The organism is Martelella sp. FLE1502, assembly GCF_053484255.1.
Genome location: NZ_JBAKFQ010000012.1, coordinates 78,986 through 93,763 on the forward strand (window position 1 = coordinate 78,986; position 14,778 = coordinate 93,763).

The following is a 14,778-nucleotide window of genomic DNA, read 5'->3' on the forward strand; positions in this document are numbered from 1 at the left end:
CACTCCCGCGATTTTCGAGGAGAGAAACGAAAGAGAGCTTATCATCATGGGTTTCAAGATTGCAGTCGTGGGCGCCACCGGCAATGTCGGGCGCGAAATGCTGTCCATCCTCGAAGAGCGCGGCTTTCCCGCCGATGAGGTCGTGGCGCTTGCCTCCAGCCGTTCCGTCGGCACGGAAGTCTCCTATGGCGACAAGACGCTGAAGGTGAAAAACCTCGAAAACCATGATTTTTCCGACACCGATATCTGCCTGATGTCGGCCGGCGGTTCGATCTCGCAGAAGTGGTCGCCGAAGATCGGCGCTGCCGGCTGCGTCGTCATCGACAATTCCTCGGCCTGGCGCTACGACGCCGACGTGCCGCTGATCGTGCCGGAGGTCAATCCCGATGCGATCGAGGGCTTCCGCAAGCGCAACATCATCGCCAATCCGAACTGCTCGACCGCCCAGCTCGTCGTCGCGCTGAAGCCGCTGCATGACCGCGCCACGATCAAGCGTCTGGTGGTCTCGACCTATCAGTCCGTTTCGGGCGCCGGCAAGGAGGGCATGGATGAGCTGTTCAACCAGACCCGCGCCGTGTTCGTGGCCGATCCGATCGAGAACAAGAAGTTCACCAAGCGGATCGCCTTCAACGTGATCCCGCACATCGACAGCTTCATGGAAGACGGCTACACCAAGGAAGAATGGAAGGTGCTGGCCGAGACCAAGAAGATGCTCGACCCGAAGATCAAGGTCACCTGCACCGCCGTGCGCGTGCCGGTGTTCATCGGTCATTCGGAATCGGTCAATATCGAGTTCGAAAAGGAAATCACCGCCGAGGAAGCCCGCGATATTCTGCGCGAGGCGCCGGGCTGCCAGGTGATCGACAAGCATGAGGACGGCGGTTACATGACCCCGGTCGAATGCGCCGGCGAGGACTCCACCTTCATCTCGCGCATCCGCGAGGACGCGACCGTGGAAAACGGGCTGGCCATGTGGGTCGTTTCCGACAACCTGCGCAAGGGCGCGGCGTTGAACACGGTGCAGATCGCCGAACTGCTGTTGGAGCGCAACCTGGTCAAGCCGCGCGCCATGGCGTGAGGCCTCAGGGATGAATTGCCAGCGGCGTCGGGACACCCCGGCGCCGTTTGTGTTTTGAGGGACGGCCAGCGCGCCTTTCGATCGCCGATCAGTCCTTCTTCAGGCCCGCGAGAACCTCGGCGGTATGTTGGCCGAGCGTTGGCGGCGGTCGCACGGGGCAGCGTTCGCCGTCGATGCGCCAGGGCGGGGCGGTGAAGGCGACATCCTGTCCTTGCGAGTTTCGGCGCGTGACCACCATCTCGGATGCTGCGGTGCGCGGGTGCGTCAAGGCTTCGTAAAGGCCCAGGACCTCGCCGCCCGGTATGCCGGCAGCCGACAGCGTCTTCAGCAGGTCCGCGCGGTTGTGTTTGCGCAGTTCGCGCTCCAGTTCCGGGATCAGCGCGGCACGGTGCTGCGAGCGCAGGATGTTCGTGGCATAGCGTGGATCATCGGCCATATCCGCGCGTCCGAGCGCGTCGTTGCACAACGACCTGAACTGCCGGTTGTTGCCGACCGCGATGACGAGCGGTCCGTCGGCCGCATCGAACACGCCATAGGGCACGATCGAGGGGTGCGCGTTGCCGTAGCGCGGCGGGTCGGATTTCATCACCAGGGCATCGAGCCCGTAATAGGCGCTGAGCGTGACGCCGCAATCATAAAGCGAGAGATCGATGCGGCGTCCCTGTCCGGTCCGTTGCACCTGCACCAGCGCCGCGAGTATCGCCTGGGCCGCATACATGCCGGTAAACATGTCGACGACGGCGACGCCGAATTTCAGCGGCGGACGCCCGGCCTCGCCATTGATCGCCATCAGGCCGCTCTCGCCCTGGACCACGAGATCGTATCCCGAACGCTTCGCCTCTTCGCTGGAGCGGTCATAGCCGGCGATCGAGCAATAGATGATCCGGGGATTGATCTTCAGCAGGTCCTCGAAACCGAGGCCGAAGCGCTCCATCCCGCCCTGCTTGAAGTTTTCGACCACGACATCGGCATCTGCGACCAGCGCGCGCGCAGCCTCGACCATGTCCGGATCGGAGAGATCGAGCGCGACCGAGCGCTTGTTGCGGTTGAAGGCGTAGTAATAGGTCGTCTCGGTTTCGCCGAGGCGGATCCCCCAGTCGCGCGTGTCGTCGCCGCGCTCGGGATGCTCGATCTTGATCACGTCGGCGCCGAGATCGCCGAGAACCTGGGTGCCGAGCGGGCCGGCGAGTACCCGTGAAAAATCGACAACCTTTATTCCTTCCAGGGGTAGAGCCGGCATTCCAGGACCTCCGATCGACGCATTTTCCGTCAGCTATTGACTTATTTACCGTCTAGCCGGAAATAAATTCGAATGGCTGTCTTGTCAAATCCGCGCTTCGCATGTTGTGACAAGGAAAAGGGGGAGGCCGCAATGGAAAAAATGTCGAATACCCGTCAGCTCCCGGCCCGGGGTGACAGCCGCCATCTGCAGGCCCGGCGCGACGGCGTGGGAAGATGATCCGATACCTGCCTTGCGGCATACGGCTTCTGTTCATCTTTACGGTTGCCGGGGCGGGCGCCTGGGGCGCGGTCGCCGCCGGGCTGCCCTTGCCCTGGATGCTCGGACCGCTTTTTGCGGCGGCGGCGGTTGCGATGGCGAAACCGATGGTTTTCGGCGCGATCCCGGTGATGCCGATCCCCTTGCGCAATGTCTTCATTCCCATCATCGGCCTGATGATCGGGTCGCAGGTAACGCCCCAGACGATCAGGCATATGGGTGAATGGTGGCCGTCGCTGCTTCTTGTCATTCCGTTCGCGCTCGTGACGCAGATGATCAGGTATGTGCTTCTGAAACGGCTGGGCGGCTATGATCGCGCGACGGCCTTCTTCGCCTCCTCGCCGGGCGGCGTCGTGGAGGCGGTGATCATCAGCGAGCGGTTCAACGGCGATCCGACGCTCACGGTGGTGCAGCATCTGGCGCGGATTTCCCTTGCGGTCACCATTATTCCGCTGCTGCTGACCTTTTATGTCGGCCATCCCGTCGGCAGCGCAAGCGGGGCTACAGCATCGGGGGCAGCGAACCCGATCGGGGTGCTGGATACCCTGCTGATGGCCGCGGCGGCATTCGTCGGCGCCTATGTCGCCCGCAAGATCCACCTGCCGGCAGCCAATATGATCGGTCCGATGATCGCGAGCGCCGCGCTGCATTCGACAGGCCTCACATTCGCCCTGATCCCGGCATCGCTCATCCAGATCACCCAGCTCGTCATCGGCGCGAGCCTTGGCGGACGGTTCGCGGCGGTCGACATGCGCACGCTCTACAAGTCGGTATTGCTGTCGCTCCCGCTGATCGTCGTTTCCCTGTCGGTGGCCTTGGCGGCGGGCCTGACAGTTTCGATGCTCGGATATAATTCCGTGATCGTCGGTTTCATTGCCTTCGCGCCGGGCGGTGTGACGGAAATGGGCCTGATCGCGGTTTCGATCGACGCCGACCCGGTCTACGTCGCCTGCCACCATATCGTCCGCATATTCACGGCCGTCCTGTTCCTGCCCCTGATCTACCGCTTCCTGATTGCGCGAAGATCCAATATTCACGATTTCAAAGGGAGCGGATGACTTTTCTGAAGGTCAGAGAAACCCGGCGCGATCTTTCAATTCTATTTCTGCCGACCATATCTGATTTTCGAGCTGGGATTTCGTGGGTCCATGCATAGCGAGCGGCGCCCTTCATGATGATCACCGACCGAGGTTCAAGCAACGTGGCAAGCTTTGTACCAGTGCGCTTTTCTCGGAAAACCATTTCGCACTGGGAAAGCAAACTTAGCGAAACAATCGTATCATCGAAACACGGTTCGCAATCAACATGCGCGCTGATCCCCTGTCCCGGCAGGTATTCATTCGCAATAACCTGATCCGGCGGTTCGTCGAAATAACCAGCAGTCACCAGGCGACTTCCCAGTTGTTGAAGCCACTGGGGCAATTCTCCCATATAGGCATCCGACGTGACAGCACGCGCTTTGTAGTTGTAGCGATATCCAAAATGCTGAACACGGCGCCTCAGCTCGCCACTCCAAACGCCGGCGTCGAGCCATTTTTCAAACTCGTCCTCTTCGGCCTGCGAAATAAAGTCGGCAGCATAGCGAGCGCCCGGTGGCAGACGTGATCCTGTCTTGTTCAACGCAGCATCCATTTCCGCCCCGCTCGCGTTTTCCGATCGAAAGCATAAGTAACGGGAATTTCGTACTCGGTACGGCAGAACAACAGATACTTTGTCGTTCCGGATCAAACCATACCACGACAAGTAGCAAGAGGCGTAGTAAACTGCATATAGCTTAACGATCAAAGATTTTTTGGTAGCGGAGGAGGGATTTGAACCCCCGACACAAGGATTATGATTCCTCTGCTCTAACCTACTGAGCTACTCCGCCAACCTGCGCACCGTCGGGCGGTGACAAGGGGTCCGGCGCTTTGCGCGGGACGGGGCGTTATTAGGGCCTGCGGCAGGGGGTGTCAAGCGTCAAGGGCGGGATTTCCGATCGGTTTGCGGACGACATTTTCGCGCCCGGCGCGCCAAGTCGATCCGGCGCGGCGATGCCGGCATAATCTTTGCTCGAAATCTCCGGCGAAAAGGCCTATATGGGCCGGACGAAGGAGCTCATATGGCGATTGAAAACAAAAGCGAGGACTGGCAGGGGCGCTATTCGCCCAGTCTCGAGAGCGTGGAGTCGCTTGCGATCGAGGCCTATGCCAGATTGCCCGAGGCGTTTCGGGCGCTGACCGGCGACCTCGTGATCGAGATCGCCGATTTTCCGAGCGACGAGATCTTCGAGGACATGGCGCTGGAAACCCCGTTCGATCTGCTCGGCCTGTTCGAAGGCCGCGGCGTTTCGGAGCGTTTCACCATGGAAACCGGCGAGATGGTCAACCGGATCACGCTCTATCGCCGGCCGATCCTCGATTACTGGGCCGAAAACGAGGAGACGCTGGGCGATATCGTCAGCCATGTTCTGATCCACGAGATCGGCCACCATTTCGGCCTGTCGGATGACGACATGGAGCGGATCGAGGCAAGCGTCGACGACGACGCGGACGACGCCCGGCGCTGATGCGCCGGACGCTCTCTCATCAATCCGGGCGGATGAAATCGCCGGTCTTGTTGTCCATCACCCACAATTCGCCCGATGAAATGTCGAACCAGGCGCCGTAGAGCTTCAGCTTGCCCTGTTTCTCGGCCTCCTTCACATTCGGGAAGGAACGCAGATTGGCGAGCGAGTTGCGGATCGAAATCCGCTCCAGCGCGGTCTGGCGCTCGCCTTCCGTCATGATCGAGTTGGAATTGATCTGGGCGGCGGCGGGCTTCAGCAGATTGGTCCACTTGCCGATGAAGTCTCCCGGCGACAGCGGATCGGCGTTGGGTGAAAGCGCTGCATGAATGCCGCCGCAGCGGCCATGGCCGAGCACCACGATATTCTTGACCTTCAGCCCCTCGACCGCGAATTCGAGCGCGGCGGACGTGCCGTGATACTGGCCGTCCGGCTCATAGGGCGGCACCATATTGGCGACATTGCGCACCACGAACAGCTCGCCCGGGCTGGCATCGAAGATCATCTCGGGTGCTGCGCGGGAATCGCAGCAGGCGATGAACAGGGTCTGCGGCTTCTGCCCTTCCTCGGCTAGCTGGCGATAGCGCGTGCGCTCCTCGACATAGCGTCCGGACATGAAGTGCTTGTAGCCGTCGAGAAGGGGTTTCGGGAAAGAGTCCGTCATTCTGCCGTCCTTATTTTCGGGCGCCGTGCCAGCGCGTCAGTTTCTTTTACGTCGCCGCGAGGGATGCATCAATTGACGGAGGCCAATTTTCGCGAAGGGCGCCCTCAGGCTTTGCGCGTCCTTTTCGGGCATCAACTCGTCAGCGCCTTCGCGCATCGCGCGCGTCAGGGTCTCGAAGACGGATGCGGTCGATTTTTCAAGCGCCTCGGCCGGCGGCTTGCCGGCGAGCCTTGCGGCCAGAAATAGCGCGGAGAACAGGTCGCCGAGCCCGTTCGGCGGGTTGTCGACGCGCTGATGCTCGGCAAGCAGCGCCTGCCTGCGATCGACGAACAGCGCCGCCGCGCCCTGCTTCAGCATGGAATGCGCCGAGGTGACCACGACTTCCGCCGGCCCGAGCGCAAGTGCTGCATCGATTGCGGCCGTATTGTCTTCAAGCGTGCGCCCTGAAAGCCAGGCGAGTTCGAATCGGTTGGGCGTCGCGATATCGGCGAGCGGCAGAAGCCGGTCGCGGATCGCGCGGGCGGTGTCTTCGCCGACATAAAGCCCGCCCTCATCGCCGATCACGGGATCGCAGAGATAGATGAGGTCGGGTTTTTCGGCGCGCAGGTTTTCCACCAGTTTCGCGATCGCATCGGCCTGCGCCGCGCTGGCGAGATAGCCGCTGATGACGGCGCGAACCTCGCCGCGCCAGCGGCTTTCGCCGAGTTCGTGCAGCGCCGTCGCGAAAGCCTCGCCTTCAAATTGCAGCCGTGTCGCCCGCCCGTGTCCCGGATGCCAGGGCAGCACGACGGTGGGCACGGCCCAGGTCTCGTAGCCCAGAGATTCAAGTGCAAAGACGATGGCGCGGTTGCCAATCTTGCCGCGCATGACGTAGCTTGAAATCGCGATAACGGCGCCGTCGGGGATGTCGAATGTCATAATGGGTCCCGTTGATGCCTGGGCTGAATGCAACCAAAACGATAAAATGGCGAAATTGTTTTGTCATTCGCCTCAATTACGCTCTAAATCGCCTATTGGAGCAAGCTGTCAAGCGGCTGTCATGGCCGCGGCTTTAAACGGTATCCCAATGGCGCGGAAAATCGCCCAAAATAGCGGCTCGATCCGCTGACATAAAATAAGCTGGAGGAAACATGGACACCAAAGCCGATCAGAAGCGCAAGTCCCTGATGCAGCAGGCCGAGCGCCTCGCCAGGGAGGCCAACAAGGCTTACATCAACCCGGCTTTCATGTTCGACCATGCCAGTCCCGAGGATCTGGAGCGCTACACGCCCGAAGCGATCGCCGCTGCGGCATACCACGCGGCTGACGAGATCGCGGCCTATGACGGCGGCGACGCGCGGGTCACGATCGGCGCGGTCGAAGGCATCGTTCCGCAAGGCATCGCAACCGACGTGATAACGGTCACCGACCGCAACATGCCGTTCATCTATGATTCGGTAATGGCGGAGATCGCGGAATTCACCAATGATTTCATGTTGGCCGTCCACCCGATCCTGGTTGTTGCGCCGGGACAGGCGCCGGTGGCGTTCTCATCCGATGTCGAGCATGCCGAGGACGATCGCATCAGCCATGTCCAGGTCCATGTCCGCCAGCTCGCGCCGGAAACGCGCGCGCGGCTGAAGGGGCAGCTCGAATATATCCTGAACCATGTTCGCCTCGCGGTCGCCGGCTGGCCGGAAATGCTCGCCAAGCTCGAAACCGCGATGAACGAAATCAAAACCCGCGCCCCGGCTGCCGTCGCGGATGCGCGGGAGGAGGCGCTTGCCTTTCTCGCCTGGCTGCGTGATGGCAATTTCACCTTCCTCGGCATGCGCGAGCTTGTCTATCTCAAGGATGCGGACGGCGCGCGGGTCGAGCATGTGCCGGATGCGGCGATCGGCATCCTCTCCGATCCGGAAATGCGGGTGCTGCGGCGCGGCCCCAATCCTGTGGTCTCGACGCCGGAAATCATCGGCTTTCTGGAAAGTCCGAAACTGCTTCTGGTGACCAAGGCTAACACCACCTCCACGGTTCACCGCCGCGCCTATATGGATTATATCGGCGTCAAGCGTTTCGGTGAAAACGGCGAGGTGGTTGGCGAGCTCAGGATCGTCGGCCTGTTCACCTTCACCGCCTATACCCAGTCGGCGGTGCGCATACCGCTCTTGCGCGCCAAGATCGCGGATGTCACCCGCCGCTTCGGTTACGAACCGAAGAGCCATGCGGGGCGGATGCTGCAGAACATTCTGGAATCCTATCCGCGCGACGAACTGTTCCAGGCCCCGGTGCCGCTGCTTGCCGATTTCTGCGAGCAGATCATGGCGATTGCCGACAGGCCGCGCATCCGGGTGCTGAGCCGGATCGACAATTTCGACCGTTTCGTCTCGGTGCTCGTCTATGTGCCGCGCAACCTTTACGATTCCCGCCTGCGCGAGAAGATCGGCGACTATCTGGCCAGCGTTTACAAGGGCCGCGTGTCCGCCTATTATCCGTCATTCCCTGAGGGGCGTTCGGCGCGGGTGCATTTCATCATCGGCCGGCGCAGCATGGACAAGACGCCGGACGTGCCGCAGGCCGAACTTGAGGCCGAGGTCACAAGGCTTGCCGCCGACTGGACGGAACGGTTCAAGGAACTGTCCGGGCCCGGCGCGCCGGAGATCGAGGCCAACGAGGCCTATCACGAGGCCTTCTCCCCGGACGAGGCCTATGCCGATCTCGGTCTGATCGGTGACGCGGCCAAGAAAGGCATGCGCATCGATTTCTACCGCGACCGGCATGAGGACGAGGCAGAGGTGCTCCGTCTCAAGATATTCCATGGCGGTTCTCATGTACCATTGTCGCGCCGCGTGCCGCTTCTGGAAAATCTCGGCTTCTCCGTCGTCTCGGAGCGGACCTTCGAACTGGAATATGCCGAAAGCGGCGCGGCCAGCATCGAGGTTGTCCTTCATGACATGGAGCTGCTGGTCGAAAGCGATGTCGATCTGGAGGCCGATGGCGACCGGCTTGAGGAAGCCTTCGTCGACGCCTTTCAGGGCGCGATCAGCAATGACAGCTTCAACCGGCTGGTTCTGCTGGCGCGGCTCAGCGGGCGTCAGGCCAACGTGCTGCGCGCCTATGCGCAATATCTGCGCCAGGCCGGCGTCAACTACACCGGCGATTACATCGCCAATTCGCTCTGCCAGTATCCGGTGATCGCGCGGGCCTTGTTTTCCATGTTCGAGACCGCCTTCAATCCGGCGCTCTCCGATGACGCCCGCAGCGACGGCATGAAAAGCGCGCGCGGCACGATCACGGAAGGGCTGGAGGGCGTGCCGAATATCGATGACGACCGCATTCTGCGGCTGTTCGTCAAGCTGATCGACGCGACGCTCAGGACTAACTATTTCCAGACCGACGAGAATGGCGCGCCGCGGCCAAACCTCGCCTTCAAGTTCGCCTCGCAGTCGCTTGCCATCCTGCCGCAGCCAAGGCCGTTCCGAGAGGTCTATCTTTACGGTCCGCAGGTGGAAGGCGTGCATCTGCGCTTCGGCAAGGTCGCGCGCGGCGGTCTCAGATGGTCGGATCGCGGCCAGGACTACCGCACCGAGGTGCTGGGGCTGGTCAAGGCCCAGCAGGTGAAGAACGCCGTGATCGTGCCGGTCGGCGCCAAGGGTGGCTTCTACCCGAAGAACCTCCCGATCGGCGGCAGCCGCGAGGAGGTGTTCAACGCCGGCCGCGAGGCCTACAAGAGCTATATCCGGACACTGCTTTCGATCACCGACAACATCATCGACGGCGAGGTGGTGCCGCCGAAGGACACGGTGCGCGCCGACGAGGACGATCCCTATTTCGTCGTCGCCGCCGACAAGGGCACGGCGACCTTCTCCGACACCGCCAACGCGCTGGCGCAGGAAGCGGGCTTCTGGCTCGACGATGCCTTCGCCTCCGGCGGCTCGGCCGGTTACGACCACAAGAAGATGGGCATCACCGCGCGCGGCGCCTGGGAGGCGGTCAAGCGGCATTTCCGCGAGATGAACATCGATATCCAGACCACGCCGTTCACCGTGGCGGGCGTCGGCGACATGTCGGGCGATGTCTTCGGCAACGGCATGCTGCTGTCGGAACAGATCCGGCTGGTGGCCGCCTTCGACCACCGCGATATCTTCATCGACCCGAACCCCGATCCGGCAACCGGCTTTGCCGAGCGCAAGCGGCTATTCGACCTGCCACGTTCGAGCTGGCAGGATTATGACCGGGAGAAGCTGTCTGCGGGCGGGATGATCATCTCCCGCAACGAGAAATCGGTCCGGCTGACGCCCGAGGCGGCGGCCGCGATTGGTCTCAAGGCGGAGGAGTATTCGCCGTTCGATGTGATGACCGCGATCCTCAAGAGCGAGGTCGATCTGCTCTGGTTCGGCGGCATCGGCACCTATATCAAGGCCGCCGGCGAGACCAATGCCGAGGTCGGCGATCGCGGCAATGACGCGATCCGCATCAATGCCAACGAGCTTCGCGTCAAGGTGATCGGCGAGGGCGCCAATCTCGGCGTCACCCAGAAGGGCCGCATCGCCTTTGGGCTGAAGGGCGGGCGCTGCAATTCCGACGCCATCGATAATTCCGCCGGCGTCAACTGCTCCGACGTCGAGGTCAACATCAAGATCGCGCTGGCCTCCGCAATGCGCGCCGGCCGGCTTTCGCGCGAGGACCGCGACCACCTGCTGGCGGAGATGACCGAGGCGGTGGCCGAAATCGTGCTCGAAAACAACTATCTCCAGACGCTGGCGATCTCGCTCAGCACCCGCGAGGGGTTGCAGAGCCTGCTGTCGCTGTCGCGGATGATGGACGTGCTGGAGCGCGAGGGCCATCTCGATCGCGCCGTGGAAATGCTGCCGGACGAGGAGGCGCTGAAGACGCGCCGGCAAGCCGATCAGGCGATGACCCGGGCCGAAACCGGCGTGCTGCTCTCCTATGGCAAGATCGTGCTGTTCGACCAGATTCTGGAAAGCGACCTGCCGGACGATCCCTATATGGAGCCGGTGCTCTACGGCTATTTCCCGGAGCGGATGCGCAAGGCGTTTTCCGATGATATCGCCGGCCATCGACTGCGCCGCGAGATCATCTCCACCGGGCTTGCCAATGACGTGATCAATCGCGGTGGTCCGGAATTCGTGATCAACGCCTGCGATATGACGGCGGCGACGCCGGCCGAGGTGGTCAAGGCCGCGATCATCGCCCGCGATGGTTTCGCGATGGACGAGGTCTGGGACGCGGTCCATGCGCTGGACGGCACGATCGACGGCGATGTCCAAAACGCGATCTATGCGCAGCTTCGTTATCTGTTCCGGATTTTGACGCATCTGTTGCTGCGCAACGGCCTTGCCGAGGGCGATATCGCCGGTTCGGTCGCGAAGCTGCGCGACGCCTTCTCGCTGTTCGAGTCGGATATCGAGGGCCTGCTGCCGGAGGCGCGGGCCGAGTGGCTGGCGGACCAGGAGGCGGGCTGGCGGCAGGCGGGCGTGCCGGAGGCGCTGTCGCGGCGGCTCGCGCATCATCTGGCGATGATGTTCGTGCCGGAGGCGCTGCAGATCGCAAGCCGCAGCGGCCACAGCCTGGAAAAGGCCGCCAGGGCCTATTTCGAGGTGACGCGGATGTTCTACGTCTCGCCGCTGCTCTCGGCGGCAGCCCGGATGAGCCCGACCGACTTCTACGATTCGCTCGCGCTCGCCCGCTCCATGGACCAGATTTCCGCAAGCCGCCGCGATCTCGCCGCCAATGCGCTGATCGGTCACGGCGATGCGGAGGAACCCGTCGAGGCCTGGCGCGAGGCGCATGCCCAGCGGGTGTTGCAGGTCACCGACCAGCTCTCGCGTCTCGCGGCGTCGGGCGATCCGACCATCGCCAAGACGACCGTGGCGGCCGGCCTGCTCAGCGATCTCGCGCGCGATCTCGTCTGACGGGCTTGCGCCAGACCTGCCGTCATTCTATCGGATAGGGGCAGGCAGGAATGGGGGCGAGACGATGGCGCTGGCTGAGGGCGAGGCGGACGAACGCGCGGCGGGCCGGTCGGGAATCCTTGGTTGGATGTTTTTCGACTGGGCGGCGCAGCCCTTCTTCACGGTGATCATCACCTTCATCTTCGGCCCCTATTTCGTGGCCTCGCTCGGTCCGGACAAGGTCGCGGGCCAGACGGCCTGGGCGAATGCGGCGACGGTGGCGGGCGTCGTGATCGCGCTCACCGCCCCGCTGGCCGGCGCGCTGTCGGATTCAACCGGCGGCAACAAGCGCTTCATCGGCAGCCTCGCCATCGTCCAGATCGCAGCCCTTTGCATGCTCTGGCAGGCCGCGCCGGGGAGCGGCTATTTCTGGCCGGCGGTGATGATCGTGCTCGCCACGGTGGCGGCCGAGCTCTCGGTGGTCTTCAACGACGCCATGCTGCCCCGGCTGGTCGAGCGGGGCGCGATCACCCGGATTTCCAACGATGCCTGGGGGCTCGGCTATCTCGGCGGCATGATCTTCCTCATCCTGTTCCTGCTGTTCCTGTCCGCAGACCCCGATACCGGCCTCACCATCCTAGGCAAGCCGCCGCTGTTCGGGCTGTCGGCGGTCGAAGGCGAGCCGGCGCGCCTTGCCGGACCGCTTTCGGCGCTGTGGTATCTGGTGTTTCTGATGCCGATGATCCTGCTGACGCCCGACCATGTGAAGACCGGCGCGGCGGGCCGGCGGCTGAAGGGCTGGCTTGCAGACTTTTTCGCGACCCTTTTAAGCCTCAGGAAGCGTCCGGCGCTGTTCAGCTTCTTTATCGCGCGCATGCTCTATATGGACGGGCTCAACGGCCTGCTGATCCTCGGCGGCGCGTTTGCCGCCTCGATGTTCGACTGGTCGATCACCGAGATCGGCATCTACGGCATGATCCTCAACGTCGCCGCCATTTTCGGCTGCTTTTGCGCCGCCCGCCTCGGGCATCGCCTCAGTGCGGGGCGGGTGGTGATCGTCACGCTGTCGATGCTGATCTTCGCGACCCTGGGCGTGGTGTCCACAAGCGTCGATGCCACGGCGTTCGGCCTAGTGCCGCTTGCGCCGGCTGGTCACGGGCTGTTCTCGTCCGGCGCGGAGAGGGCATTCCTGTTCTACGGCGTGATCATCGGCCTGGCATTCGGGCCCGTGCAGGCGGGCTCGCGCGCGTTTCTGGCGCGGGCGGTGGACCGCGCTGAAGCCGGCCGCTTCTTCGGCCTGTTCTCGCTCACGGGCCGGCTGACGAGCTTCATGGCGACCGCGGGCTTCGCGGTGCTCACAAGCTGGACGGGCTCGCCGAATATCGGCATGGCGAGCCTGCTTGTTTTTCTGGTCGCGGGGCTGGCGCTGTTCGTGCCGGCGGCCGTGGCCGTCAGTGACGGAAAGTCCTGACGCCTGTGAACACCATCGCCACGCCATTGGCGTTGGCGGCGTCGATCACCTCCTGATCGCGGATCGATCCGCCTGGCTGGATCACGGCGGTGGCCCCGGCGGCAACGGCCGAAAGCAGCCCGTCCGCAAACGGGAAGAAGGCTTCCGAGGCGACCGCCGAACCGCGCGTCATCGGCTCGGGCCAGCCGGCGGCTTTCGCGGCTTCCTCTGCCTTGATGCCAGCAATGCGGGCACTGTCGATGCGGCTCATCTGGCCGGCGCCGATGCCGGCGGTCTGGCCGTCCTTGACGTACACGATCGCGTTCGACTTGACGTGCTTGGCGATCGCGAAGGCCATCTTCATGTCTTCCAGCTCGCGATCGGTCGGCGCGCGTTCGGTGACCACGTTGAGGGCGATCTCGTCGATCATCGAGGTATCGCGCGACTGCACCAGGAAGCCGCCGGCAACGGTCTTGAAATTCACGCCGCGCGCGCGCGGGTCCGGCAGGCCGCCGGTGGTGAGCAGGCGCAGGTTCTTCTTGGCGGCGAGGATTTCACGGGCGGCCTCATCGGCGTCGGGCGCGATGATCACCTCGGTGAACAGCTTCACGATTTCCGACGCGGTCTCGGCATCGAGCGTGCCGTTGAGCGCGACGATGCCGCCGAAGGCCGACTGGCTGTCGCAGGCAAGCGCCCGCTTGTAGGCCTCGGTCAGCGTCCCGGCCCGCGCCACGCCGCAGGGATTGGCATGCTTGATGATGGCGCAGGCGGGGGCCATTTCCGGCGGAAACTCCGCGACCAGCTCGAAGGCGGCGTCGGTGTCGTTGATATTGTTGTAGGAAAGCTGCTTGCCCTGATGCTGCACGGCGTTCGCCACGCCCGGTCGCTTGTCGCCGGTGACGTAGAAGGCCGCCGACTGGTGCGGATTTTCGCCGTAGCGCATTTCCTGGCGCAGCGTGCCGCCAAGCGTCATGTGGCGCGGATTTTCGATCGACAGCGCCTCGGCGAACCAGCCGGAAATCGCGGCGTCATAGGCGGCGGTGCGGGCATAGGCGCGGGCGGCAAGCGTCTGGCGAAGCGCATAGGGAACGGCGCCGTTGCCGGCTTCGATCGCCGTGCGCACCTCGTCGTAATCGGCGGGGTCGGTGATCACCGTGACATAGGCGTGGTTCTTGGCCGCCGCGCGGATCATCGCCGGGCCGCCGATATCGATGTTTTCCACCGTCGTCGGATAATCGCCGCCGGCGGCGCGGACCTCCTCGAACGGATAGAGGTTGATCACCGCGAGATCGATGCCGGAAATGCCGTGCTCGCGCATCGCCGCCTGATGCTCCTCGTCGTCGCGGATGGCCAGCAGGCCGCCATGGACATTCGGATGCAGCGTCTTGACCCGCCCGTCCATGATTTCGGGAAAGCCGGTGACGGCGGAAACATCGGTGACCTCAAGGCCGGCCTCGGCGAGCGCCTTGTGGGTGCCGCCGGTCGACAGCAGCCTGATCCCCTGGGCCGCAAGCGCGCTTGCGAATTCGACGATGCCGCTCTTGTCGGAGACCGAAAGCAGCGCGGTTTTCACGGTCACGAGATCGGGTGCGGGAATTTTCTTGGAGGCGACAGCCATGGCGATGTCCTTCGGGCGGTCGCTGCGGAGGCCG

General features: G+C 63.2%; 10 protein-coding genes and 1 tRNA gene. 5 read left to right on the forward strand and 6 right to left on the reverse strand.

The window, feature by feature from the left end; genetic code table 11:
* Positions 1-46: 46 nt before the first annotated feature.
* The gene (locus V6767_RS12250; RefSeq protein ID WP_448473753.1) at positions 47-1,078 is read left to right on the forward strand and encodes an aspartate-semialdehyde dehydrogenase; all 1,032 of its coding nucleotides are present in this window, start codon (positions 47-49) and stop codon (positions 1,076-1,078) included.
* Between the two features lie 88 nt (positions 1,079-1,166).
* Here V6767_RS12250 and V6767_RS12255 read toward each other — a convergent pair whose 3' ends face one another.
* Positions 1,167-2,318 carry a CaiB/BaiF CoA transferase family protein gene (locus tag V6767_RS12255; protein ID WP_448473754.1) on the reverse strand — a complete coding sequence of 384 codons (1,152 nt, stop codon included), beginning with the start codon at positions 2,316-2,318 and terminating at the stop codon, positions 1,167-1,169.
* Positions 2,319-2,533: 215 nt separating this feature from the next.
* On the opposite strand from V6767_RS12255, the gene V6767_RS12260 reads away from it, so the two are divergent.
* Entirely contained in the window at positions 2,534-3,634 is a 1,101-nt protein-coding gene (locus V6767_RS12260; RefSeq protein ID WP_448473755.1) for an AbrB family transcriptional regulator, read from the forward strand.
* Here the strand turns inward: V6767_RS12260 and V6767_RS12265 are convergent.
* Both V6767_RS12265 and V6767_RS12270 read right to left on the reverse strand, forming a co-directional pair.
* Positions 3,618-4,196: an alpha-ketoglutarate-dependent dioxygenase AlkB gene (locus V6767_RS12265; RefSeq protein ID WP_448473756.1), complete on the reverse strand. Its 579-nt coding sequence runs from the start codon at positions 4,194-4,196 to the stop codon at positions 3,618-3,620. The two genes, V6767_RS12260 and V6767_RS12265, sit on opposite strands and share 17 nt — an antisense overlap.
* Positions 4,197-4,369: 173 nt before the next feature.
* Positions 4,370-4,446: transfer RNA gene (locus tag V6767_RS12270), tRNA-Met, on the reverse strand.
* Between the two features lie 231 nt (positions 4,447-4,677).
* On the opposite strand from V6767_RS12270, the gene V6767_RS12275 reads away from it, so the two are divergent.
* Positions 4,678-5,124: a metallopeptidase family protein gene (locus V6767_RS12275; protein WP_448431452.1), complete on the forward strand. Its 447-nt coding sequence runs from the start codon at positions 4,678-4,680 to the stop codon at positions 5,122-5,124.
* 19 nt (positions 5,125-5,143) lie between these two features.
* Here the strand turns inward: V6767_RS12275 and V6767_RS12280 are convergent, their stop codons facing one another.
* Both V6767_RS12280 and pdxY read right to left on the reverse strand, forming a co-directional pair.
* The gene (locus tag V6767_RS12280) at positions 5,144-5,785 is read right to left on the reverse strand and encodes a carbonic anhydrase (RefSeq protein WP_448473757.1); all 642 of its coding nucleotides are present in this window, start codon (positions 5,783-5,785) and stop codon (positions 5,144-5,146) included.
* A 36-nt stretch (positions 5,786-5,821) separates the two neighbouring features.
* Positions 5,822-6,703, reverse strand: a complete 882-nt coding sequence (gene pdxY / locus V6767_RS12285) for a pyridoxal kinase PdxY (RefSeq protein ID WP_448473758.1) — start codon at positions 6,701-6,703, stop codon at positions 5,822-5,824.
* Positions 6,704-6,915: 212 nt separating this feature from the next.
* Between pdxY and V6767_RS12290 the strand changes: the two genes are divergently transcribed.
* Together V6767_RS12290 and V6767_RS12295 are read left to right on the forward strand one after the other, a co-directional pair.
* Positions 6,916-11,697 carry an NAD-glutamate dehydrogenase gene (locus V6767_RS12290; protein ID WP_448473759.1) on the forward strand — a complete coding sequence of 1,594 codons (4,782 nt, stop codon included), beginning with the start codon at positions 6,916-6,918 and terminating at the stop codon, positions 11,695-11,697.
* 64 nt (positions 11,698-11,761) lie between these two features.
* The gene (locus V6767_RS12295; RefSeq protein ID WP_448473760.1) at positions 11,762-13,147 is read left to right on the forward strand and encodes an MFS transporter; all 1,386 of its coding nucleotides are present in this window, start codon (positions 11,762-11,764) and stop codon (positions 13,145-13,147) included.
* Here V6767_RS12295 and purH read toward each other — a convergent pair.
* On the reverse strand, positions 13,128-14,744 hold the full coding sequence (gene purH / locus V6767_RS12300; RefSeq protein ID WP_448473761.1) for a bifunctional phosphoribosylaminoimidazolecarboxamide formyltransferase/IMP cyclohydrolase: 1,617 nt from the start codon (positions 14,742-14,744) through the stop codon (positions 13,128-13,130). The two genes, V6767_RS12295 and purH, sit on opposite strands and share 20 nt — an antisense overlap.
* Between the last annotated feature and the right edge of the window lie 34 nt (positions 14,745-14,778).